19 protein-coding genes are annotated in these 23,706 nt (G+C 66.7%); 6 read left to right on the top strand and 13 right to left on the bottom strand.

The window, feature by feature from the left end; all coding sequences use genetic code 11:
• Positions 1-191: 191 nt before the first annotated feature.
• Entirely contained in the window at positions 192-836 is a 645-nt protein-coding gene (gene nth / locus LHU95_RS05570) for an endonuclease III (RefSeq protein ID WP_248711508.1), read from the bottom strand.
• A gap of 116 nt (positions 837-952) precedes the next feature.
• Here nth and LHU95_RS05565 point away from each other — a divergent pair, with 116 nt between their 5' ends.
• From LHU95_RS05565 to LHU95_RS05550, 4 genes are all read left to right on the top strand, one after another.
• Positions 953-1,432 (top strand): DUF2244 domain-containing protein, encoded by a 480-nt coding sequence (locus LHU95_RS05565; protein ID WP_248710388.1) that lies wholly within the window; start codon positions 953-955, stop codon positions 1,430-1,432.
• A gap of 94 nt (positions 1,433-1,526) precedes the next feature.
• The gene (gpmI, locus tag LHU95_RS05560; RefSeq protein WP_248710387.1) at positions 1,527-3,062 is read left to right on the top strand and encodes a 2,3-bisphosphoglycerate-independent phosphoglycerate mutase; all 1,536 of its coding nucleotides are present in this window, start codon (positions 1,527-1,529) and stop codon (positions 3,060-3,062) included.
• Between the two features lie 2 nt (positions 3,063-3,064).
• Positions 3,065-4,012, top strand: coding sequence for a glutathione synthase (gshB, locus tag LHU95_RS05555; protein ID WP_248710386.1), 948 nt, complete (start codon positions 3,065-3,067; stop codon positions 4,010-4,012).
• A gap of 67 nt (positions 4,013-4,079) precedes the next feature.
• Positions 4,080-4,811 (top strand): hypothetical protein, encoded by a 732-nt coding sequence (locus LHU95_RS05550; protein WP_248710385.1) that lies wholly within the window; start codon positions 4,080-4,082, stop codon positions 4,809-4,811.
• A 161-nt stretch (positions 4,812-4,972) separates the two neighbouring features.
• Here LHU95_RS05550 and LHU95_RS05545 read toward each other — a convergent pair whose 3' ends face one another.
• From LHU95_RS05545 to LHU95_RS05500, 10 genes are all read right to left on the bottom strand, one after another.
• Positions 4,973-5,860 carry a PhzF family phenazine biosynthesis protein gene (locus tag LHU95_RS05545; protein WP_248710384.1) on the bottom strand — a complete coding sequence of 296 codons (888 nt, stop codon included), beginning with the start codon at positions 5,858-5,860 and terminating at the stop codon, positions 4,973-4,975.
• Entirely contained in the window at positions 5,857-6,666 is an 810-nt protein-coding gene (locus LHU95_RS05540) for an exodeoxyribonuclease III (protein WP_248710383.1), read from the bottom strand. The genes LHU95_RS05545 and LHU95_RS05540 overlap by 4 nt, the downstream gene beginning before the upstream one ends.
• A 70-nt stretch (positions 6,667-6,736) precedes the next feature.
• Positions 6,737-7,612 (bottom strand): glutathione-dependent disulfide-bond oxidoreductase, encoded by an 876-nt coding sequence (yghU, locus tag LHU95_RS05535; protein ID WP_248710382.1) that lies wholly within the window; start codon positions 7,610-7,612, stop codon positions 6,737-6,739.
• 115 nt (positions 7,613-7,727) lie between these two features.
• Positions 7,728-8,702, bottom strand: a complete 975-nt coding sequence (locus tag LHU95_RS05530) for a dipeptide ABC transporter ATP-binding protein (RefSeq protein WP_248710381.1) — start codon at positions 8,700-8,702, stop codon at positions 7,728-7,730.
• Entirely contained in the window at positions 8,699-9,610 is a 912-nt protein-coding gene (locus LHU95_RS05525; protein WP_248711507.1) for an ABC transporter ATP-binding protein, read from the bottom strand. The genes LHU95_RS05530 and LHU95_RS05525 overlap by 4 nt, the downstream gene beginning before the upstream one ends.
• Positions 9,611-9,669: 59 nt before the next feature.
• A complete protein-coding gene (locus tag LHU95_RS05520) occupies positions 9,670-10,557 on the bottom strand; it encodes an ABC transporter permease (protein ID WP_248710380.1) in 888 nt (295 codons plus the stop codon).
• A 67-nt stretch (positions 10,558-10,624) separates the two neighbouring features.
• Positions 10,625-11,584 carry an ABC transporter permease gene (locus LHU95_RS05515; RefSeq protein ID WP_248710379.1) on the bottom strand — a complete coding sequence of 320 codons (960 nt, stop codon included), beginning with the start codon at positions 11,582-11,584 and terminating at the stop codon, positions 10,625-10,627.
• A gap of 7 nt (positions 11,585-11,591) precedes the next feature.
• Complete coding sequence (locus tag LHU95_RS05510) at positions 11,592-13,388, bottom strand: peptide ABC transporter substrate-binding protein (protein WP_248710378.1); 1,797 nt, start codon at positions 13,386-13,388, stop codon at positions 11,592-11,594.
• Between the two features lie 155 nt (positions 13,389-13,543).
• A complete protein-coding gene (locus LHU95_RS05505; protein ID WP_248710377.1) occupies positions 13,544-15,334 on the bottom strand; it encodes a peptide ABC transporter substrate-binding protein in 1,791 nt (596 codons plus the stop codon).
• 78 nt (positions 15,335-15,412) lie between these two features.
• The gene (locus LHU95_RS05500; protein ID WP_248710376.1) at positions 15,413-16,609 is read right to left on the bottom strand and encodes a M20 aminoacylase family protein; all 1,197 of its coding nucleotides are present in this window, start codon (positions 16,607-16,609) and stop codon (positions 15,413-15,415) included.
• Positions 16,610-16,776: 167 nt separating this feature from the next.
• Here LHU95_RS05500 and LHU95_RS05495 point away from each other — a divergent pair, with 167 nt between their 5' ends.
• On the top strand, positions 16,777-20,217 hold the full coding sequence (locus tag LHU95_RS05495; RefSeq protein ID WP_248710375.1) for a glycosyltransferase: 3,441 nt from the start codon (positions 16,777-16,779) through the stop codon (positions 20,215-20,217).
• 66 nt (positions 20,218-20,283) lie between these two features.
• Here the strand turns inward: LHU95_RS05495 and LHU95_RS05490 are convergent, their stop codons facing one another.
• Together LHU95_RS05490 and LHU95_RS05485 are read right to left on the bottom strand one after the other, a co-directional pair.
• Positions 20,284-20,838: a DUF4214 domain-containing protein gene (locus LHU95_RS05490; protein WP_248710374.1), complete on the bottom strand. Its 555-nt coding sequence runs from the start codon at positions 20,836-20,838 to the stop codon at positions 20,284-20,286.
• Entirely contained in the window at positions 20,835-22,175 is a 1,341-nt protein-coding gene (locus LHU95_RS05485; RefSeq protein ID WP_248710373.1) for a glycosyltransferase family 1 protein, read from the bottom strand. Before LHU95_RS05485 ends, LHU95_RS05490 begins: the two co-directional genes overlap by 4 nt.
• Positions 22,176-22,273: 98 nt before the next feature.
• Between LHU95_RS05485 and LHU95_RS05480 the strand changes: the two genes are divergently transcribed.
• On the top strand, positions 22,274-23,698 hold the full coding sequence (locus LHU95_RS05480) for a mannose-1-phosphate guanylyltransferase/mannose-6-phosphate isomerase (protein ID WP_248710372.1): 1,425 nt from the start codon (positions 22,274-22,276) through the stop codon (positions 23,696-23,698).
• The last annotated feature ends 8 nt before the right edge of the window (positions 23,699-23,706 follow it).

Raw genomic sequence — 23,706 nt, 5'->3', positions numbered from 1 at the left:
ACCAGCAGGGACGCGCCGCAGCCCCTCAACCGCCCAAGCACCCGCATCCGGCACGCAATCCTGGACCAAAGGCAGCGCCAATGCCGCACCGCATCGCCGCGCGAAACGGCCCTGGCCCGGGGCGCATGAAGCGGCCCTGAGACCGGGCGATACGGAGGCCAGCAAAGACCCGGCTGCGCGCGGCGCAGCGCCTATAGGCCAGGGGCTTTGACCTTGTCCTTGTAGTTGCAATGCAGCGCGGCAGGGCAACGCCAGCACTCAGGCGCCCGGGCCTTGCAAATGTAACGCCCATGCAGGATCAGCCAGTGATGCGCATCGCGCAGCAACTCAGGCGGAATGCGCTTCACCAGCCCATCCTCCACAACACGCGTCGTCTTGCCGGGCGCCAGGCCAGTGCGGTTGCCCAGGCGGAAGATATGCGTATCCACCGCCATGGTGGCTTCGCCGAACAGCACGTTCAGCACGACATTGGCGGTCTTGCGACCCACGCCAGGCAGGGCCTCGAGTGCTGCGCGATCGGCGGGCACTTCACCGCCGTGCCGCTCCACCAGCATGGCCGAGAGGGCGGCGACATTCTTCGCCTTCGCCTGCCACAGCCCGATGCGGCGAATCAGCTGGCCGATTCCCTCGGCACCCAGCGCGGCCATGGCGGCGGGTGTGGGGGCCGCGGCAAACAGCCCTGGCGTCACCTTGTTCACCATGGCATCCGTCGCCTGGGCCGACATGACGACGGCAACAAGCAGCGAGAAGGCATCGGTGTAGAGCAGCTCGGTCTCGGGCTCTGGGTTGCTGGCAGCGATGGAGCGGATGAAGGCCCCCGCCTGCTCACGCGACATCAGCCGCGCGCGACGCGGTGCCAGGGCCGAACCGTGCAGGGGCTTGCCGGGATTTCTCAAGCAGGGCGTCTCAAGCTGGGGTTCTCACTCTGGGATTCATCCTATCTGATGGACGGATGCCAAACAGCCCCACCCTTTTCGAGGCCCGCTCCGCGCCACTGAACAGCCTGGGCGATCGGGGCTTCTGGATCGTCGCGGGCATTCTGCTCGCGGGCTTCACCTTCACGGGCACGGTATTCACGCTGCTGGGGGCCTGGCCCGTGCTGGTCTTTGCCGGCGCGGAAACGCTGCTGGTCATCGGCATGCTGGCGCTCTACCGCAGCCAGGCGCGCAGCAGCGCCGAGACGGTGATCTTGGTCTCCGGCCGGCTCACCATCCAGCGGCGCGAAGGGCGGCGGCGTGAGCAAGCGAGCTTTGACCCCTTCTGGGCCCGGCTCCGCTGGGAGGAAACCCGGCTCTTCATCGCCCATCGCGGCGCGGCGATTGAGATCGGCCGCTTCCTGACGCCGGAGGAGCGCGAGGATCTGGCCCGTACATTGGGCGAAGTGCTGCGCCGGTATCGTGACCCGGTGTTTGACAACCCACAGCTGCGTTGACCCCTCGCCTGCCCATCCGCGATGCCCATGGGCCTGAACGGCCACAGCCCGCCCTGCGCTAGCCGCCCGCGCGCGGGCGCTGTAAACCGCGCGCATGGAGAAGCCGCCCCGCCCCGTCATGCTCGTGATCCTCGATGGCTGGGGCCATCGGGAGGACCCCGCGGATAATGCCGTGGTCCTGGCCCGCACGCCGCGTTTCGACGGGCTCTGGGCCACCTGCCCGCATGGCTTCCTGCACACCTCCGGCCTGGATGTCGGCCTGCCCGAGGGGCAGATGGGCAATAGCGAGGTGGGGCATCTGAACATCGGCGCCGGGCGCGTGGTGATGCAGGATCTGCCGCGCATTGATGCCGCCATCGCCGATGGCTCCATGGCGCGGATGCCGGCGCTGCGGGAGTTCGTGGCCAGGCTGCACGCCAATGGTGGCACGGCGCATCTGGTGGGGCTGGTATCCCCGGGGGGCGTGCACAGCCATCAGCGCCATGCGGCGGCGCTGGCGCGGATCCTGGCGGCGGAAAACATCCCCGTGGTGATCCACGCGCTGACCGATGGGCGCGACACGCCGCCGCGCTCGGCCGGGCCGGCACTGGCCTCGCTGCCCACCGAGGCGCGCATCGGCACCGTCATCGGCCGCTACTGGGCGATGGACCGGGACAATCGCTGGGAACGTGTGCGCAAGGCCTGGGCCGCCATGGTGCTGGGCGAGGGCGAGGCGACGGCACCGGATGCCCAGACAGCCGTGGCCCAGGCGCATGCGCGGGATGTGACGGATGAATTCATCCCCGCGACCGTGCTGCCCGGCCATGCCGGCATGCGGGATGGCGATGGGTTGCTCTGCTTCAATTTCCGCTCGGACCGCGCGCGGGAGATTTTGACGGCGCTGCTCGATCCGGATTTCACCGGCTTCGAGCGCGAGCGCATGCCGCGCTTCGCCGCCAGCCTAGGCATGGTGGAATATGCGCAGGCGCTGAACCCCTTCATCGCCACGCTGTTCCCGCCGCAATCCATGGCGGACATCCTGGCCGAAGTGGTCAGCCGCGCCGGCCGCACCCAACTCCACATGGCCGAGACCGAGAAATACCCGCACGTCACCTACTTCCTGAACGGCGGCGAAGAGCAGGCCTATCCCGGCGAGACGCGCATCATGGTGCCATCCCCCAAAGTCGCCACCTACGACCTGCAACCTGAAATGAGCGCGCCAGAACTGACGGCGAAGGCGGTGGAGGCCATCCGCGCCGGCAAGCAGGACCTGATCATCCTGAACTTCGCCAATGCCGACATGGTCGGCCATACCGGCAGCCTCGCAGCAGCCATCCAGGCCGTGGAGGCAGTGGATGCGGGGCTTGGCGCCATTGCCGATGCGGTGCGCGCGGCAGGCGGCGCGCTGCTCGTCACCGCCGATCACGGCAATGCGGAATTGATGCGGGACCCCGAGACGGGCGGCCCGCATACCGCCCACACCACCAACCCCGTCCCGGTCTTCCTCATGGGCGGGCCAGAGGGCGCCCGCCTGCGGGAGGGCCGCCTGGCGGATCTGGCGCCCACGCTGCTCGCCCTCATGGGGCTGCCGCAGCCCGCCGCCATGACCGGCGAAAACCTCATTCAACACAACAAGACTTGGGGAGCCTGAGCATGGCATTGCGCGTCGCGGTCCAGATGGACCCCATGGAGAGCATCGGCATTGATGGCGACAGCAGCTTCGCCCTGATGCTGGAAGCCCAGGCGCGCGGCCATGCGCTCTGGCATTACCATGTGAAGCATCTCTCGATGCAGGCCGGGCGCGTGATTGCCCATGGCCATCCGGTGGAGGTGCGCCGCGAGAAGGGCAACCATTTCACCTTCGGCGCGCCGGTCGAGCTCGACCTGGCGAAGGATGTGGATGTGGTGCTGATGCGCCAGGACCCGCCCTTCGACATGGCCTATATCACCGCCACACATCTGCTGGAGCATATCCACCCGAAGACACTGGTGGTGAATGACCCGGCCAGCGTGCGCAACGCGCCGGAAAAGCTGTTCGTGCTGCAATTCCCGGAGCTGATGCCGGAGACGCTGGTCAGCGCCGACACGCGGGAAATCAACAAGTTCCGCATGAAGCATGGCGACATCATCGTGAAGCCGCTGTTCGGCAATGGCGGCGCTGGCGTATTTCACCTGCAACCCAACGACCCAAATTTGAACTCGCTGATCGAGATGTTCACCGAACGCTCGCGCGAGCCGCTCATGGTGCAGCAATACCTGCCGGCCGTGCGCCAGGGCGACAAGCGCATCATCCTGGTGGATGGCGTGGCGATGGGCGGCATCAACCGCGTGCCGGCGGCGGGCGAGGCGCGCAGCAACATGCATGTGGGCGGCCGCCCGGAACCCACCAAGCTGACCGACCGCGAGCTGGAAATCTGCGCCGTGATCGGGCCGGAACTCAAGAAGCGCGGGCTGATCTTCGTCGGCATTGACGTGATCGGCGGGTATCTGACCGAGATCAACGTGACCTCGCCCACCGGCCTGCAGGAACTGGCGCGGTTTGATGGCGTGCATCTGGAGCGCGCCATCTGGGATGTGATCGAGGCGAAGCGGCGCGGATAATGTTTTTGGTTTGTTGTTGGCATTATTCCTGGTGAATGGCATGAAAAAGCGGTGAAAGAATGCCGCCATGCCCAAGCTTGCGATGAACCGTCAGGAACTCCGCCGCGCCATGCGGGACCCGCGCTATTCCAATAGTGAAGACCGCGATCATGTCCCCTATCGCGGCTGGGTGACTGAGGGATTCCAGGCGCTCCGGGCCGCGCGGCCCGGCAAGGGCGGGAGCATGACGGTCGAGTTTCGCAGCTATGACCGCGTGCGAGACGGCCGACTGGAGCGGGTGGATTCCTATCGTCAGCAGCGCCGCCGCGGGCAGCAGCAGGAGCGCGCATCGCCACGGCCAGAAGCGGCGCCCGCCGAATCCGTGGCGCCGCCGATACCCGCGCCCGTGCTGCTGATCTTCGTGAGCGGCGCGGCGGATGTGAAGATGAATGGGCCGCTGAGGCGATCTGGTCTCGGACCCAGTCTCGACAGACCTGGGCTCACATCTGTCAATTTCACCTGGGACCAGCGGGCCGAGATTGAGGCGTTGATCCGCCAGCAATCGCCCGAGACGCGAATCCGCATTGTCGGCCACAGCTATGGTGGTGATACGGCGGCGCAAATTTCCGAACGGATGGGCATTCTCGGCCGACCACCGCTGGATATGCTGGTGACGGTGGATCCGGTAGGCTCGTTCCAGCGTTTGGGCCCACCCCTTGGATGGACCTCCAAGGCAGGAAGGCCGCCTAGCCTACATGTTCGCGCTCCGACTGAGCGATCGCGCGCCCACAGCTCCACTCCAACCGTGGCCCTTTGCTGAACATGACTTCCGCCAGGCGGATGATGATATCTACTTTTGCCTTGAGGGCGGAGACGGCCTCTACGGCCGCCGCCATCGTTCGCTCGATTTCCGCATCCCCTACGCGATGATCGCGGATGCCCTGGCCCGCGCCGGCCAGCCGCATGCGCCCCTGCCTTGAATCACAGCAGGAACTTCCCCTCGAACACCGGCACGCAACTCCCTGCCACCTTCGCCCGAACCCCATCCCGCGCGCGAAAAGCCGAGGCGCGCAGCAGGCTCGGCCGTCCCATCTCCACGCCTTGCGTGATCTCGACGCTCAGCGTCTTGCGCGTGCTCAGCGCCAGCAGCATTGCGGCGAGCGGTGTCGCGGCACTCCCAGTCGCCGCATCCTCGACTGTGCCGGAGAGCGGCGAGAACATGCGCGCGCGCAGCCTGCCGCGCCCGTTCCTGGCATAGAGATAAAGCGGCAGCCGGCGCGGGCCGAGATGCGGGAATTCCAGGGCCGCCTCGGCAAAGCGTGCCAGATCCGGCTTGGCGCGGCTCAGCGCCTCGCCCGTCACCTCGGCAATCACGAAGGAATTGCCGACGGACGCCATGACCGGCAGATGCGCCGCCGTCACCACATCGTCCTCGGCCAAGCCGACGCAGCCCGCCACCAGGCCAGGGTCCATCTTCGGGCCGACCGCCAGAGGCTGCGGCGCGCCGATCTCGGCACCCGTCACGGCGCCTGTGGCATCACGCTCGATCGCGACTTCGACCAGACCGGCAATTTCCTCAAAACGCAGCAGGCCGTCCTTTGCGTGCTCCGCCAGCACGAAGCCGGTGCCGACATTGGGGTGCCCGGCGAAGGGCATCTCCGCCACACGGTTGAAGATGCGCACGCGGGCCGTATTGGCCGGCGAGGCGGGCGGCAGGACGAAGGTCGTCTCGCTGAGGTTCAACTCGGCCGCGAGGGACTGCATCTGCGCATCCGTCAGGCCACGCGCATCAGGGAAGACGGCGAGCTGGTTGCCGCCGAAGCGGGTTGAAGTGAACACATCGAGAGTGACGAATTTCCAGCTTTTCACAGCGCGAACTCCACCATCACGGGCACGTGGTCACTGGCTTTTTCCCAGCCCCGCGCCGGCTTTAGGATCTCATGCCGCGCCAGGCTGCTCCGCAAATCCTGGCTGACCCAGACGTGGTCCAGCCGCCGGCCACGATCGGCCGCCGCCCAATCCTTCGCGCGATAGGACCACCATGTGTAGAGCTTCTGGTCGGCGGGGACGAAGTGGCGCAACGCGTCATGCCAATCGCCCGCACGCATCCAGCCGGCCAGGGCCTCCACCTCGATCGGCGTGTGGGAGACGACGTCCAGCAATTGCTTGTGTGACCAGACATCATGTTCGAGGGGCGCGATATTCAGATCCCCGACCAGCACGGAACGCCGCACCGGCCCATGCTGCGCGAACCAGGCCGTAGCCTCGGCGATCAGGTCGAGCTTATGCGCGAATTTCGGGTTGGCTTCGCGGTCCGCGATGTCGCCACCGGCCGGCACATAGAAATTGTGCAGATCCACCGGCCCGCCAGGGGCGTCGAGCGTGACACCGACATGCCGGCAATCACCCTTCATGCACCAATCGGGATCTTCGCCGCGCACCGCGAAGGGTAAGCGCGACAGCACGGCAACGCCGTTATAGCCCTTCATCCCGCGGGCGATCACATGCTCGAAACCCAGTGCCCGGATGCCTTCATGCGGGAAATGCTCATCCGGGCATTTGGTTTCCTGCAGGCAGAGCACGTCGGGCTTCAGGGCCGCGTCCAGATCGGCCAGCAGCGGCAGCCGAAGCCGGACGGAGTTGATGTTCCAGGTGGCGATGCGAAGCCGGGGCAAGGGCGGGACTCACTCTCGGGTGAGCCCCTGATGTGCCGCGCCGCGCTGGCTTTGGGAAGCCAGCCCCCCCTCAGGCGGCGGGGGCCACCTTGTCCTGGGTCTTGGTGTCGAAGTCGCTCGCGTCATGGCGTTCGCGCAGCTGGCCCTCGGGTTCGCCCACCATCCGGTTCACCATGCGGCCGCGCAGCACGGCGGGGCGGGCGTGGATCTGGTCGGCCCAGCGGTTCACATTCTTGTATTCATGCACCGCAAGGAACTCGGCCGCGCCATAGGACCAGCCCTTCACCAGGCCGCCATACCAGGGCCAGACGGCGATATCGGCGATGGTGTAGTCGGGGCCGGCCAGATACTCGCTCTCGCCCAGCCGGCGATCCAGCACGTCCAGCTGGCGCTTCACCTCCATGGCGAAGCGGTCGATCGGGTATTCCTGCTTCGTCGGCGCATAGGCGTAGAAATGCCCGAAGCCGCCGCCGAGATAAGGGGCACTCCCCATCTGCCAGAACAGCCAGGAAAGGCATTCGGCGCGCGCCGCCGTCTCGGTCGGCAGGAAGGCGCCGAATTTCTCGGCCAGGTGCATCAGGATGGCGCCCGATTCGAAGACGCGGATGGGCTTGGGCCCACTGCGATCGAGCAGCGCCGGGATTTTCGAATTGGGGTTCACCGCGACGAAACCGCTGCCGAACTGGTCGCCCTCGCTGATGCGGATCAGCCAGGCATCGTATTCGGCACCTTTGTGGCCGAGGGCCAGAAGCTCCTCCAGCATCACCGTCACCTTCACGCCATTGGGCGTGCCGAGCGAGTAGAGCTGCAGCGGATGCTTTCCGACCGGGAGTTCCTTCTCATGCGTGGGGCCAGCGATGGGGCGATTGATATTGGCGAAGCGGCCGCCATTGGCTTTCACCCAGGTCCAGACCTTGGGCGGCGTGTATTCGGTGGCGTCAGTCATGCGGAGGGCTCCAAGTGTTCGATTTGAATGTGGGGTGCCCGACCGCTCATGTCACCGGAGGTCCAGGAACCTAAGGTTCCTGGTAGGGGCTCGGGGGGCAAAGCCCCTGGATAGGCTACCCCCGCAAATGGCAGGACACCCAATGCCCCGGCGTCACTTCCCGCAACTCCGGCGCTTCGCTGCGACACGCGCCGGCATTGGCGATGGGGCAGCGCGTGTGGAAATGGCAGCCCGAGGGCGGGCGCAGCGGGCTTGGCACATCACCCTTCAGCATGATGCGCTGGCGCTTCACCGTCGGGTCCGGGATGGGCACGGCGGAGAGCAGCGCTTCCGTGTAGGGGTGCAGCGGATTGGTGTAGAGATCCCGCGCCGAGGCGATCTCCACGATGCGGCCCAGATACATCACCGCCACACGGTCGCTGATGTGCTCCACGACCGAGAGGTCATGGGCGATGAAGAGGAAGGTGAGGCCGAATTTCTCCTGGAGATCCTCCAGCAGGTTCACCACTTGCGCCTGGATGGAGACGTCGAGCGCGCTGACCGGCTCATCGCAGATGACCAACTTCGGATTCACGGCGAGGGCGCGGGCGATGCCGATGCGCTGGCGCTGTCCCCCCGAAAACTCATGCGGGAAGCGGCGCATATGGTCGGCGTTCAGCCCCACGGTTTCCAGCAGCTCCACCACGCGATCCTCGCGCTGCCGCGCGGTCTTGGCGAGTTTATGGATGATCAGCGCCTCGGCGATGATGCTGCCCACCGTCATGCGCGGATTGAGCGAGGCGAAGGGGTCCTGGAAGATGATCTGCATGTCCCGGCGCAGCGTGCCGAGATGCTCATTATCCAGGGCCGTGACGTCGCGGCCCTCGAAGGTCACCTCGCCGGAGGTGGGCTCGATGAGGCGCAGGATCAGGCGCCCGGTGGTGGATTTGCCGCAGCCGGATTCGCCGACCAGGCCGAGGGTTTCACCGGCCTGGAGGTCGAAGGTGACGCCGCTGACGGCATGGACGTAATCCACCGTCCGTCGCATCAGCCCGCCCTTCACGGGGAAGCGCTTCACCAGGTTCTTCACGCTGAGGAGAGGCTCGGTCATAGGATGCAGGCCACCTTGTGCCCAGGAGCGACCTCGCGCAGCGGCGGCTCGGCCGCGGTGCAGGCCTCGGTCGCGTAGCGGCAGCGCGCGGCAAAGCGGCAGCCGAGGGGCGGGTTGAGCAGGCTCGGCACGGAGCCCGGGATGGCCTCGAGCCGCGTATGCGTGGTGGCGGCCAGGTCAATGCGCGGGATCGAGCGGATCAGGCCCTGCGTGTAGGGGTGGCGCGGATTGGCAAACAGGTTCTCGACCGTCGCATCTTCCACCACCTTGCCGGCATACATGACGATGACGCGCTGCGCGGTTTCGGCCACCACGCCCATGGCGTGGGTGATCAGCAGGATGGACATGCCCAGCCGCTGCTTCATCTCATTCATCAATTCCAGGATCTGCGCCTGGATGGTGACGTCGAGCGCCGTGGTCGGCTCATCGGCGATGAGCAGCTTCGGATTGCAGGAGAGTGCCATGGCGATCATCACGCGCTGGCGCATGCCGCCGGAAAACTGGTGCGGGTAGTCATGCACGCGCTTGGTCGGATTGGGGATCTGGACCAGCGAGAGCATTTCCGCCGCACGATCAAAGGCGGCGCGCTTGGAAAGGCCTTCGTGATGGCGGACTGTCTCGGCGATCTGCTCGCCCACGGTATAGACCGGGTTCAGCGAGGTCATCGGCTCCTGGAAGACGATACCAATCTGCTTGGAGCGAATGCGGCGCATCTCATCCGCGCCCATCGGCACAAGGTCCCGGCCCTCGAAGAGAATCTTGCCCGCCATGATCCGGCCGGGCGGCATGGCGATGAGCTTGAGCACCGTCATCGCCGTGACCGTCTTGCCGCAGCCGGACTCGCCAACAATGGAGACCGTCTCGCCGCGATTGACCGAGATATCCACGCCATCCACGGCGCGGACCATGCCGTCATCCGTCTTGAAGTGGACTTTCAGGCCCGAGATGTCGAGCAGGGGTGGCGCGCTCACTGCACGCGCCTCGGGTCCAGCGCATCGCGCAAACCATCGCCCACGAAATTGATGGTCAGCACGGTCAGGAAGATGGCGAGGCCGGGGAAGATCGCCCAATGCGGTGCAAAGTCGAGATTGTCCTTCGCATCGAACAAGAGGCGGCCCCAGGTCGGTGTATCGGGCGGGAAACCCAGGCCCAGAAAGGAGAGCGTGGATTCCGCGAGAATGGCACCCGCCACATCAATCGAGGCGGCGACAATCACCGGACCAAGCGCATTGGGCAGAATGTGCTGCACCACGATGCGCGTGCGCGAGGCGCCAAGGGCCCGGGCGGCTTCCACGAATTCCTTTTCGCGCAGGGAGAAGAATTGCGCGCGCACCAGGCGCGCCACCTGCATCCAGTTGAACAGGCCGATCACGGCGACGATCATGAAGAAGACGCCCAGTTCCTGGCCAACGATTTCCGCCAGCGCATCGCGGAACAGATAGATGATCAGCAGCAACAGCGGCAGTTGCGGGAGCGAGAGGAACAGATCCGTCACCCACATCAGCGCCACATCCACCGGCCCACGGGACATGCCGGCGATGGCGCCGACCAGCACGCCCACGGTGACGGCCACACCCATGGCCGCGAAGCCGACGGCCAGCGAAATCCGCCCGCCATAAAGCACCCGCGCCAGCAGATCCTGCCCCAGATCATCCGTGCCGAAGGGATGCTCCCAGGAGGGGCCCTGAAGGCGCGCGGTGAAATCAATTTCGTCAATCGGCACGGTCCAGATCCAGGGGCCGAACAGCACGCCCAGGATCATGATGGCGAGCACAGCAGCGCTGACCACCGCGAGCTTGTGCTTGCGGAAGCGGCGCCACGCCTCGGCCGTAGGCGTGACGGGGGCGCGGCGCACCGCACCTTGCTGGGCGGCCGATTCACCGCCGGGGCTGGAAGACGCCCCGTCGGATCGGACGCCGGCGTTAATTGTAGCTGATGCGGGGGTCGAGCCAGCCATAGATCACATCCGCGAGCAGGTTGAAGAAGATGACAAGGCAGGCGAAGACGAAGGTCACGGCCATGATCACCGGCGTGTCATTGGCCAGCACCGCCGAAATCAGCAGCGACCCGATGCCGGGCACGCGAAAAATCTGCTCCGTGACGATGGCGCCGCCGAACACGGCCGGCATTTGCAGCGCCACAAGTGTGACCACCGGAATCAGCGCGTTGCGCACCACATGGCGGTTGATCACCCGACGCTCGGGGATGCCCTTGGCGCGCGCGGTGGTGACGTAGTCCAGCCGCACCACATCAAGCACGGCTGAGCGCACGAAGCGCGTCCAGGCGGCACCCTGGAAGAGCCCCAGCACGGTGATGGGCATGATGGATTGCTTGATGTGCTGCCACCACCATTGCCAGCCGCTCGCGTCGATCTGCGCGCGGTAGACGAAGGGAAGCCAGTCCAGATGGATGGAAAACAGCAGGATCAGCAGCAGCCCGGTGAAGAAGGTGGGCAGCGAGAATCCGACAAAGGCGAGCGTATTGGCCACCTGGTCGAAAATCGAATAGGGCCGCGTCGCCGCCATGATGCCGACCGGCAGGGCGATGCAAAGTGCGAGCACCTGCGACAGGCCGATCACCACCAGCGTCACCGGCAGGCGTTGCAGGATGAGCTGGTCCACATCCACGCGGCTGACGAAGGAAAAACCCCAATTCCCCTGCAGCATGGCGGACAGCCAGCGGAAATAGCGGATATGCACCGGGTCATCGATGCCCAGGCTGGCGCGCAGCGCCATGCGCACCTCGGGCGGGATCGCCGGGTTGGTGGCCAATTCCTCGAACGGATCACCCGGCGCCAGGGCCAGCACCGTGAACAGGATCACGCTGATCCCGAGCAAGCTCGGGATCGCGATCAGCAGCCGGCGGAGAAGATACTGCGCCACGAGAGGCTCAGCTCTCGCGCCACCAATCCTGCAGGGCCCAGAAGGTGCCATCCCAACCGCTCAGCACATGCCGCAGATTGTTCAGGCTGCCACTGACCGTGGGGCGCTTGACCAGCGGAATCACATGGTTGCTGCCGACGATCAGGTCATTCATGCGGATGAAGAGTGCCGCACGCTTGATCGGATCCACCTCGCTATCGGCCGTGCGATAGGCCGTGTCATATTCGTCATTCTTCCAGCGGACGATGTTACGGCCCTGCCAGGAATTCGCCTTGGTGGACATCTCCCAGGAGACATACTGGTTCATGAAGCGCTGCGGGTCCGCCTGCGGCATCGTGGTCGTGTACATCTGCATGTCGGCGTAGAATTTGGTGAAGGTGTCCGGGTTCGCCACATCGGAGGAGAAGAACACCGAGGCCGTGACCGACTTCAGCTCAAGGTCAATGCCGGCCCGCTGCGCCGCCTGCTTGTAGACCGCCTGGGTGCGCTGGCGTGGCGCATTCACCGAGGTCTGGTAGATGAAGCGCAGCCGCACATTGTTCTTCACACGGATGCCATCGCGGGCACGCACCCAGCCGGCTGCGTCGAGGATCTCATTCGCCTTCTGGATGCTGAATTCCCAGCGCATGTTGGGCGAGGTGAAGCGCGGCGGATTGTTCAGGAAATTCGCCGTCGCCGGGCCGCCACGGCCATAGATGAACTGCTCCAGCGCGTTGCGGTCAATCAGCAGGGCCATGGCCTGGCGCACCGCGGGGTCGGAAAAGGCCGGGTGCTGCGTGCTGATATGCGAACGCTCGCCATCAATTTCCCGGTTCGGATCGGTGACGTTGAGCTGCACGAACTCGATGCCACCGCCTTCCACGATATTCACGCGGCCACGATTGGCGGCTTCCAGCCGCTTCAGCAGGTCATCCTCGACCTGGAGGTTCCAGGCATAGTCGTAATCGCCCGTCTGCAACACGGCACGCGCGGCCGAAACCGCATCGCCACCGCCCTTCACCTCGATCGTGTCGAAGAAGGGACGGTTATCCATGTGGTAGTTGGGGTTCAACTCACCGCGCAGCATGTCACCCGGCAGGAAGCTGGAGAAGCGATAGGGGCCGGTGCCGATGGGGCGCAGATTGGTGGGGGCATCGCGCGAATTGGCGCCGTTGAACCCCTGGAACAGGTGCTTCGGGATCAGCTGGCCGGTGGCGGCCACGAAGGCATCCGCCCAGAAGGGCGTGGGCTGCGCGAATTCCACCCGGACCGTGTGGTCATCCACCTTCACCGCATTCACATCGCGATAACTGCCGGAGGTGACGGCCGCGACAGCGGCGTTGCGCGAGTATTCCCAGTTGAAAATCACGTCATCGGCCGAGAAATCCTGGCCGTCATGCCACTTCACGCCGCGCTTCAGCTTCCAGGTGACGGAACGCCCATCGGCCGCGAGCCCGCCATTCTCCAGCGAGGGAATTTCGGCCGCAAGGACGGGGTGCAGCGTGCCATCGGCGGCCCAGCCGGCCAGCGGCTCATAGAAGACGCGGCTCGAATCCTGGTTCGTAGTGCCGACCGCGAAATGCGGGTTGAGCAGGGTCGAAGCCTGCCAATACAGGACCTTCAGCGCACCGCCGCCGCCGCGCCGGGTGGGCCGATAGGTTGGCATGGCCTGCGCCTGGGCCGAGCCCGCACCCGCGATGGACAGCAATTGCGTCGCCATCGGTGCCGTAAGGCCGAGGGCCGCCATGCGCCGCACGAAACCGCGGCGCGAGAGGCTGCCATTCTTCACGCGCCCGATCATCTGGCGCAGATCGTCTTCACCCATACTCATTCTCCCGGCGGCAGGCGGACCCAGATCAGGCCCTTCTGAACACACATTACCGGAACACATAGCAGGGTTGCGCGCTAAATCGAGTCCTGCCGGACCGGGATTGCCCAGGAACGCGCCAACCCTGGCAAACCACTGGGCAGGCTTGGCTTTCACCCCTCGCGCCACCAGTCGCTCAGCATCCAGAAGGTGCCATCCCAGCCACTGCGCGAGGTGCGCAGGCTGTTCAGGCAGCCGCTCAGCCCGGGCCTGCTCAGCAAGGGAATGAGGTGATGGCTGCCCACCACCAGGTCATTCAGCCGGATGAAGAGCGCCACGCGCTTCACCGGATCCAACTCCACATCGGCGGCGCGGAACGTCGCGTCGTATTCGGCATTGCGCCACCGCATGATGTTGCGGCCCTGCCAGGAATTGGCGCGGGTCGCCACCTCCCAGGACGCGAATTGGCTCATGTAGCGCTGCGGATCGCCTGAGGGGCCGTTCGCATACATCTGCATGTCGGCGTAGAATTTCGAGAAGGTGTCCGGATTGGCGACATCGGCCGAGAAAAAGACCGAGGGGGTCACACCCTTCAGATCCAGCTCGATCCCCGCCCGCTGCGCCGCCTGCTTGATCACCGCCTGGCTGCGCTGTCGCGGCGCGTTCACCGAGGTCTGGAACAGGAATTTCAGCCGCGTGCCGCCCTTGGCGCGAATGCCATCCCGCCCACGGACCCAGCCGGCGGCGTCCAGCACCTCATTGGCGCGCTGGATGCTGAAGGGCAGGCCCGCATGGGGCGAGGTGAAGCGCGAATTGTTCAGGATATTCACCGTGGCATTGCCGGCGCGGCCGAAGATGAAACGCTCGATCGAGGCGCGATCCATCAGCATGGCGATGGCCTGGCGCACGGCCGGGTCGGAGAAGGCCGGATGCGTGGTGGCCACACTGGAGCGCTCCCCATCCACCTCGCGATTGGGGTCGGTGGTGTTGAGCTGGAGGAATTCGGTGGAGCCGCCCGGCGTCACCTCGACACGTCCGCGCCCGACGGCTTCCAGCCGCGTCAGGATGTCGTCCTCGACCAGCAGGTTCCAGGCGAAATCATAATCGCCGGTTTGCAGCACGGCCCGCGCGGCGGAGACGGCATCGCCGCCGCCCTTGATCTCCAGTGTGTCGAAATGCGGGCGGTTTTCCTGGTGGTAGAGCGGATTGAGTTCGGCGCGCAGCATGTCACCCGGGGTGAAGCTGACGAAGCGATAGGGGCCGGTGCCGACGGGGCGGAAATTCCCGGGCGCATCGCGCGCATTCGCGCCATTGAAGGCGCCGAAGATGTGGCGCGGCATGACCAGCCCGAAGGAGCCGACAAAGGCATCGGCCCAGAAGGCGGTGGGCTGCGCGAAATCCAGCCGCACCGTATGGTCATCCAGCTTGACCAGGTTCACCTCCCGGTAGGAGCCTGAGGTGGTGGCCGCCACCGCCGGGTTGCGCGCATATTCCCAGGTGAACACAAGGTCATCGGCGGTCACTGGGGCGCCATCATGCCAGCGCACGCCCCGCTTGAGCTTCCAGGTGACCGAGCGGCCATCCGGGCTGAGCCCGCCATTGTCCAGCGAGGGAATTTCAGCGGCCAGGATGGGATGCAGCGTCGCATCCTGCGTCCATCCGGCGAGCGGCTCATAGAAGACGCGGCAGGCATCCTGGTTGGTGGTGCCGACCGAGAAATGCGGATTGAGCAGCGTCGCCGCCTGCCAGTAGAGGATCTTCAGCGCGCCACCGCCGCCCCGCCGCGTCGGGCCATAGGCAGGCAAGCCTTGCGCGGCCGCCGGCGCCGCCCCGGTCAGCGCCAGCAACTGGGTCGCCATCGGCGCCGTCAGCCCCATCGCCGCCACGCGCCGGACAAAGCCGCGCCGGGAGAGCGCGCCGGACCGCACACCCTCGATCATCTCCCGCAACACCTGCTCGGTCATCGCCCGCTCCCGCTCCGTGGCGGGAGGCTAGCCGAGGATGCGGCAGAGCTGCGAAGGAATCAGCGGCGCCTGCCGGGCTCAGCCATCCGGATTGCCCAATTCCTGCGCCACCACGCTCGCCCAATAGGCGACGCCGAGCGGAATCGTCGCGTCGTTGAAATCAAACAGCGGTGTGTGCAGCGCGGGCGAGGCGCCATCGGGCGCGCCGCCGCCGATGGACATGAAGGCGCCCGGCCGCTGTTCCAGCATCAGCGCGAAATCCTCCGCCCCCGTGCTGGGGTCGGGGTTGGGGTCCACCGCATCGGTGCCCACGATGGCGGCGGCGGCGGCATAGGCCACCTTGGTCTGCTCGGGGTGGTTCACGGTGGCGGGCACGCCGCGCTGGTAATTCACCTCCGCGGTGCAGCCATGGGCCGCGGCCAGGCCATGGGCGAGTTCGCCGATGCGGCGCTCCAGCAGGCTGCGCACCGCCTCGGTGTAGCTGCGCGACGTGCCGCTGATGGTCAGTTCCGCCGGCATCACATTGGCGCCGATATGCGATCCGCCGGATATGGCGCCGACGCTCAGCACCGCCGCATCCTTGGCCGCGATGTTGCGCCCGATGATGGTCTGCAGCGCAAGCACGAAATGCGCCTGCACGATGGTGATGTCCGTCGCCAGATGCGGAGTGGAGCCGCCATGCCCGCCCGTGCCGCGAAACACCACGGTGAAGCGGTCCGCCGCCGCCATGGTGGGGCCGGGGCGGATGGCGAAATGCCCGGCCGGGCGGCGCGGCGCATTGTGCAGCCCGTAGATCGCATCGCAGGGAAAGCGCTCAAACAGCCCATCGGCCAGCATGGCCCGTGCCCCGCCCCGGCCTTCCTCGGCCGGCTGGAAGATCAGGTGCACGGTGCCGGCGAAATCACGATTTTCGGAGAGCCAGCGCGCCGCGCCCAGCAGCATGGTGGTATGCCCGTCATGGCCGCAGGCATGCATGATGCCAGGGTTGGTGGAGGCATAGGGCAAGCCGGTCTGTTCCGGGATGGGCAGGGCATCCATGTCGGCGCGCAGCCCGATGACGCGCTGGCCCGGTCGTGTGCCACGAATGGTGCCAACCACGCCAAGCTTGCCGACACCCTCCGTCACCTCCACCCCCCATTCCCGCAGATGCCGCGCGACGAGGCCCGCGGTGCGCACCTCCTCCATGCCCAGTTCGGGATGGGCGTGGATGTCCCGGCGGATGGCGGCAAGTTCGGGCTGCCATTGCTGGGCGGTTTGCAGGGCGGTCTGGTTCATCGGGCTTGCCTTTGGTCTTGCAGCCGAAAGGATGGACCGAGGCGCGCGGCTTGGCGATATGCTGCCAGGCCCGGCCGCCATCACATTCGATTGTTTTTTTGCTCCAGCGGTGCGATCCATCCTGGCAGCCTCAACCCCTTGGCAGCGGCCCCGCGACCGGACAAGCATTGACCCAGACAGGCGACAGCAAGCGCGGCTTCGACCAGAAGGCCTATTGGCTGCAACGGCATGCGCGCTACGCCGGAGACGCACGCTCGGTCGGCAACCTCGCCCTCTCGCACGAGCAGAACCTGTCCGGCGATCGGCTCGTGGCGGAGTTCCTGGCCCATCTCGTCACCCGGCTCCGGCCGCGCTCCATCCTGGACCTTGGCTGTGGCTATGGGCGCGCCTGCGGCGGCTTGCGGCCTGGCTCCGTCGCGTATCTGGGCATTGATCTCTCGCCAGTGGCGCTGGAGACGGCGCGGCGGGACTATCCCTCCTTCAGCTTCGAGGAGGCCGACCTCGTCACTTGGCAGCCGGCCCAGCGGCATGATCTGGTCCTGTGCACCTACACGCTGTCCAGCTTTCCCTCGGACGCCGATTGGGAGCGCGTCCTCGGCCATGCCCTCGATGCGCTGGCGGAAGACGGAACCCTGGTCATCCAGGATTTCCTGCCCGATGCGCGCGAGCAGAAGGTCCAGCATGTCGCATACCGGGGGCGGGCGGATTACGCCCGGGTCCTGGCGGCGCGCGGCTTCCGCTGGGACAGCCAGCTGCGCGAGCAAGCCATGGCCGAGCGGATCGGCGGGATGCTGGCGCGGGAGAGCCATTTCATCCGCGCGCTGAATGCGGCGCCGCTCGGCACCGGCGTCTCGCAGCCTGCCGCGCCGAAGGCACCCAGCCCGGCACCGCGTACGGGGCTGCTGCGTGTCCCGCATCTCTCCGTCCCGGCCGCATCCCCCGCGCTGCGCGAGGCTCCACCGCGCCAGCTCCCACCGCGCGAAGTCCCACCGCATGAGGCCCCACTGCGCGAGACCTTGCCAGCGCGGCAAGGGACCCTGCCGCACGCCCTTCGGACGGAGCGCGCAACGCCACCCCGCATGCTCGTCGTCTCCTGGGATATGGGGCATAATCCGGTCGGGCGCGGCTATCTGCTGGCGGATATGGCCCGCGCGCATTTCCAGGTGGAATACACCGGCCCCTCCTTTCCGCGCTTCGGCGAGGCCCTCTGGGCGCCGGTCCGTGGCCTCGACGAGATCCCGACCAGCCTCTTCCCAGGCGCTGATTTCCCCCAATTCCTCCAGCACGCGCTGGATGTGGTCAGCCGCCATGATCCGGATGTGGTCTATGTCTCCAAGCCGCGCCTGCCCTCCCTGCTCATCGGCATGCTGTTCCGGCTGCTCAAGGGCAGCGCGCTGCTGGTGGATGTGGATGACCATGAGCTCTCCTTCTTCGAGGAGCGCACGCCGCTCACCCTGGAAGAGGCGCTGGCGGCCGCCCGCGCCGATCCGGCCGGCGCGCGCACGCCCTTCGGCGAGATCTGGACCCGGCTGAGTGAAACCCTGGTGGCCGGGGCGGATGCCGTCACCGTCTCCAACATCGCGCTGCAAGCCCGCTTCGGCGGCGAGATCGTGCGCCATGGCCGCAATGAGCAGCGCTTCCAGGCCGACCCTGAGATCCGCGCGCAGCTGCGCCAGGAATTCGGGCTGACGGCGGGCGATGTCGTCATCCTCTTCATCGGCACGCCACGGCCGCATAAGGGCATCTACCGCATCGCCGATGCGCTGGAGCGGCTGGATGATGACCGCCTGGTCTTCGTCATCATCGGCACCATCACCGATGCGCGCATCCGCGCCGCCTTCGCGAAATACCAGAAGGCGCGCATCCGCTTCTTCGGCAACCAGCCCTGGGATCGTCTGCCTGCGCTGATCCAGATGGCGGATCAGGTGGCGATCCTGCAGGACCCCGCCTCCCCCATCGCCGAATACCAGGTTCCTGCCAAGCTGACGGATGCGCTGTCCATCGGCCTGCCCGCGATCGTGACGCGCGTGCCACCCCTGGCCGACATCATCGCGCAGGGCGCGGTGACCGTGGTGGATGATGATGCGGCACTCGACGAAGTGCTGCGCGCGGCCGTGCCCTATGAGGAGCTGCCACCAGCCGAGATCGCCCGCGTGCGCGCGACATTCCTCGCGGAATTCAGCTTCCCGGTGAATGCCGCGCGCATCGCGAAGGCCGAACGCATCGCCGCCGAAGCGAGCCGCGATCCGCCCTCCCCCCTGCTGGCCGAGGCGGTGCTCGGCATCGCCCGGCATTATGCGGTGGAGCACCCGCTGCTGGACCGGCTGCGTGGGCTTGCCGCACCCGCGCTGGTCCAGCGCGACCGGCCACTGGATCTGGTGTTTTTCTGGAAGCAGAACGACTCGGATCTCTACGGCCGGCGCTCGGACATGATGGTGAAGTATCTGCTGCGCAGCGGTCGGGTTGGCCGCATCCTGCATTTCGACCGCGTGATCTCCATCGGTGACCTGGAGCGCGATGTGGACCACAGCGCGCATGCGCGGCTGCATCAGGGCAATCTGGTCTATCTCAACACCCTGCGCCGCGTGCTGCGCATGGCGGATTCCCCCCGGCTGATCCGGCGCAGCTTCCTCTGCCGCGATGGCAGCCGCCCGCAGACCGCCCTGGGCCAGGAGTTGCCCGCGCGGCACGAATATCCCGACTTCATCCGGGCGACGATGCGCGAAGTGGGCTTCGATGCTTCCGCCATCGCCTGGGTCTGCCCCGTGGTGTTCGATTTTCCGCAAATCCAGGCGGAGATCGGCTTCCGCCGGGTCATCGCCGATGTGATTGACGACCAGCGCAAATGGCCGGCAAGGCCCGAGCATGCCGAGCGCGTCGCGCGCAACTACAACGACATCCTCACCAGCGCTGACCTGGTGATCGCGAACTGCGCGCCACTGCGCGAAAGCTTCGGCCATCTGCGCCAGGATATCCATGTGGTGCCCAATGGGGCGGAGATCTTCCCAGCCGACCAGAGCTGGGAATTGCCGGAGGATCTGGGCGCCCTGCCCTCGCCCCGGATCGGCTATGTCGGCAATCTGCGGGACCGCGTGGATCTCGGCGTGATCGAGGCCATGGCCCAGCTTCACCCGGAATGGAGCATTGTCCTCGTGGGTTCCGCGCATGATGCGCCGGAGGTGATCGCCCTGGCCAGCCGGATCCCCAACATCCACCTCCTGGGTGTGCGGCCCTATCAGGAGGCGCTGGCCTATATCCGGCATTTCGACGTGGCGATCATGCCGCATCTGAGCAATGACCTCAGTGAGAGCATGAACCCGCTGAAGCTTTATGTTTATGCGGCGCTGGGGGTGCCCATCGTCTGCTCCGAGGTCGCCAATATCGGCGATATCAGCGCCCATGCCGCAGTGGCACGGACCCGCACCGGCTTCATCCAGGCGGTCGAGCAGGCGCTGGGGAAGCGGGGCAGCGGGGGGGGATGGGACCCGGCCATCCTGGCCCGGATCAGCTGGCCAGAACGGGTCAAGACCATCCTGGGGCTGTTCGACCAGCTGGACGGCGCGGCCACGAGCGGCCTGGCGAACGCGCCGTTCGTCACTGGCGGATGATCACCCCAGGCCGGGCCACCCGCCTGGACGGAAAGCCTGGCGCGCCTGCTTCGCGCCGGCGATGCATCATGCCCCGGTCAGGCGCTTTTCCAGGCTGCGTAGCCGATGCGCCCATTGCGCCTCAGCCGCTTCGATCACTTCATTGACGTAGTCCAGCGAGACCGCCGGCGAGAGTTGCGGCGGGGCGGGCAGCTTCCCCGCCACGGTGGCCTCCAGCGCGGCCATGCGCTCGCGCATCTCCACGCCAAGGGCCGAGAGGGCGACGCCCAGCCCCGACACTTCGGCCAGCAGGGCAGAGCCCGCCACATGGGCAACCACCGCCTCACGCAGCGCCGCGATCTCGTGGCGCAACACCTCGGTCCGCAGCCTGAGCTGGGCCGCCAGGGCCTGCTCCAGGGGCACGGGGCCCGCATCGGGCGAAAGCGCGCAGCCCGCGCGCTGCCCCTCCTCAGAGGCATGCATCCGCCGCAGCATCTCGGCCCGCTGCTCCGGCTGCCCGGCAATGGCAGCCAGGTGGTGCTCAAAGCCCCCGGCATCGGGCCAGCGCCCCAAAGCGGCCAGATAGGCGTTGGTCACGAAATCCGCGTCGCTGCCCGGCAGCAATTCGCCGATCGAAATCATCCCGTCTCCCTCCCCGGCAACACGCCCAGCCTGGCGTAAAGGGCCCGCAGGCGCCCGGCATAGCGTTCAGGGCTGAAAAAAGCCGCGCGCACCGGGCCGGCCGCCTCAAGCCGGGCCCGCAGCCCGGCATCCTGGTCCAGCGCGCGAAGCGCCTCGGCCAGGGCGCGTGTGTCGGTGGGCGTCACGGTCATCGCCGCATCACCGACGATTTCCGGCATGCAGGAGGTGTTGGAGGTCAGCACGGCCGTTCCCGCGCGCATCGCCTCCATGGCGGGCAGGCCGAAGCCCTCATACAGCGAGGCGAAGCACAGGGCGCGGGCATGGCGCAGCAGGATTTCCACATCAAGCTGCGGCACATAGCCCAGATAGCGGATCCGCCCATCGGCCGAGCGTGTGCCATTGGCCTCGGTGAGGAGGCGAAGCTCCTGCTTGCCGTGATGCGCGAGGCCACCCACGATGATGAACGGGGTTTGTGAGCCGGACGCGATATAGGCATCCAGCATCCGGGCCAGGTTCTTGCGCGGCTCGATCCGCGAGAGAAAGAGGAAATAGCCGCGCGGTTCCAGCTGGTGCGCCCGCCGCAGCCGCGCGACCGACATCGCCTCATCCATCTCGTATTGTGGGGGAAAGACCGCCTGGTAGGTGTTGGTGATCCGCTCCTCAGCGATGCCGACCTGCGTGATCATGTCCTGCCGGGCATGCTCCGACACGGCGACGATATGGTCGGCCCGGCGGGCCAGCATGCGGATCGCGTTCAGCCAGTTCGCCTTGAAGTCCAGCGTCGCCCAGGGCAGCCGCAGCGGAATCAGGTCATGCACGGTGTAGATGTTGCGCGTGCCGGCCAGGCGGATCGGGTGGATATGCGTCCAGTGCATCAGGGCGGGGGGTGGCGTGGGCGCCCGCACCGGCATGAGGCTGCCGCGCAGCGCGAAATGCAGCTGCGCCCGCCCGAAGATGTCATCGGCGTTCCAGAGTTCATCCACCTGTGGGAGATTGGCCGTGGCGAAGCTCTCATAGGTGATGGCCGAAGTGGCTGACGTATCCACCATGCGCGACAGGGGGATGGCTTGCGCAAGCGGCCCGCGGGGGTGGCGCAGCAGGCTCAGGAAACGCTGATGCAGCGGACGGCCGGCGAGGACCCGCGCATCGAAGAAGCGCACCTCGCGCTCCGCCGCATCGGCGATGCCAGGAAGCGGCCGGCCGTACAGCATGCCGAGCGAGACGCCGATGGCGCGCAAGGTGGCCGCATGGCCGCGCGCATAGGTGGTGATGCCGGTGCCATGCGAGAGGGTCAGGGGGAAGCCATCCATCCAGACCCGAGGGGCGCCATTTTGCATGCCGGCAACTTGCCTTTCAGGCAGCGAGGCGACAAGGGTGCCATGAAATCACCGGGATTTGCCCCCACAAGGTGCAGGCTTTGCAGGAAAGGTTCACCATGAGCGCGCCCAATATTGTGCCTGTCATTCTCTCCGGCGGCACCGGCAGCCGGCTCTGGCCGCTTTCACGCGAGTCGCATCCCAAGCAGTTCTGGCCGCTGCTTTCCCCGATGACCATGGTGCAGGAGACGGCGCGCCGCGCCATGGGACCCGGCTTCGCGCCCCCGGTCGTGGTGGTGGGCGAAGGCCATCGCTTCCTGGTGGCCGAGCAGCTGCGCGAAGCGGGCATCGCCGAGCCGCAGATCATCCTGGAGCCGGAGGGCCGCAATAGCGCCCCGGCCATCGCCGTCGCCGCCCTGCTGATCGCCGAGGCGCAGCCGGATGCGGTGCTGTGGATCATGGCCGCGGACGCGGCAATCAGCGATGTGCCCGCCCTGCATGCCGCGCTGGAGCTGGCGGCCCAGGCGGCCCGAGGCGGCCGCATCGTCACCTTCGGCATGCGCCCGACCGAGCCGCAGACCGGCTTCGGCTATATCGAGCTGGGAGAGCCCATCGCCGATATGCCAGGTGTCCGGCTGGTTCAGAGCTTCACGGAAAAGCCCGATCTCGCCACCGCTGAGCGGCTTTCGACCGATGGCGGACATGTCTGGAACAGCGGCATGTTCGTCGCGACCGCGAGCACCCTCATCGCCGAGCTGCGCGAGCACGCCCCCGCCGTGCTGACCGCGGCCCGCGCCGCGCTGGAGGGTGCCGCGCGCGACCTCGACTTCATCCGCCTGGGCGCCGAGGCGTTCCGCGAAGCGCCCGCCATCTCGATTGACTATGCCGTGATGGAGCGCACCCGCCACGCGGCCGTGGTGCCGGCCGATCTGGGCTGGAGCGACGTCGGCAGCTGGGATGCGCTGTGGCAGACCGCGCCCAAGGACGCGGCGGGCAATGTGGTGCAGGGACCGGTGGAGATGCTGGACTCGACCGGCTCCTATGTGCGCTCGGAAGGGATCCTGACGGCGGTCCTGGGGCTGCAGGATGTGGTCGTCGTCGTCACGGATGACGCCGTACTCGCCATGCCTCGCTCACGCGCCCAGGACGTGAAGCGCGTGGTCGAGCGGCTCAAGGCACGCGGGGCCAAGCAGGCCGTGGAACACCGGCGGATGTACCGCCCCTGGGGCCATTACGAGGGCCTCATCATGGGGGACCGCTTCCAGGTGAAGCAGATCGTCGTCATGCCGGGCGGCAGGCTTTCGCTGCAAAAGCACCACCATCGCGCGGAGCATTGGGTGGTGGTCAAGGGCACGGCGCGTGTGCAGCGCGATGCCGAAAGCCTGCTGCTCTCGGAGAACCAGAGCGTCTATCTGCCGCTCGGCTGCATCCATCGGCTGGAAAATCCGGGCATGATCCCGCTGGCCCTGATCGAGGTGCAGGTGGGCTCCTATCTGGGCGAGGATGACATTGTCCGCCTGGAAGACACCTATGGGCGGAGCTGAGGCGGCTT

The organism is Sediminicoccus sp. KRV36 (assembly GCF_023243115.1).
Taxonomy (GTDB): domain Bacteria; phylum Pseudomonadota; class Alphaproteobacteria; order Acetobacterales; family Acetobacteraceae; genus Roseococcus.
Note: the sequence above shows the minus strand (reverse complement) of the source record. Positions and strands in the feature narration are given on the sequence as shown.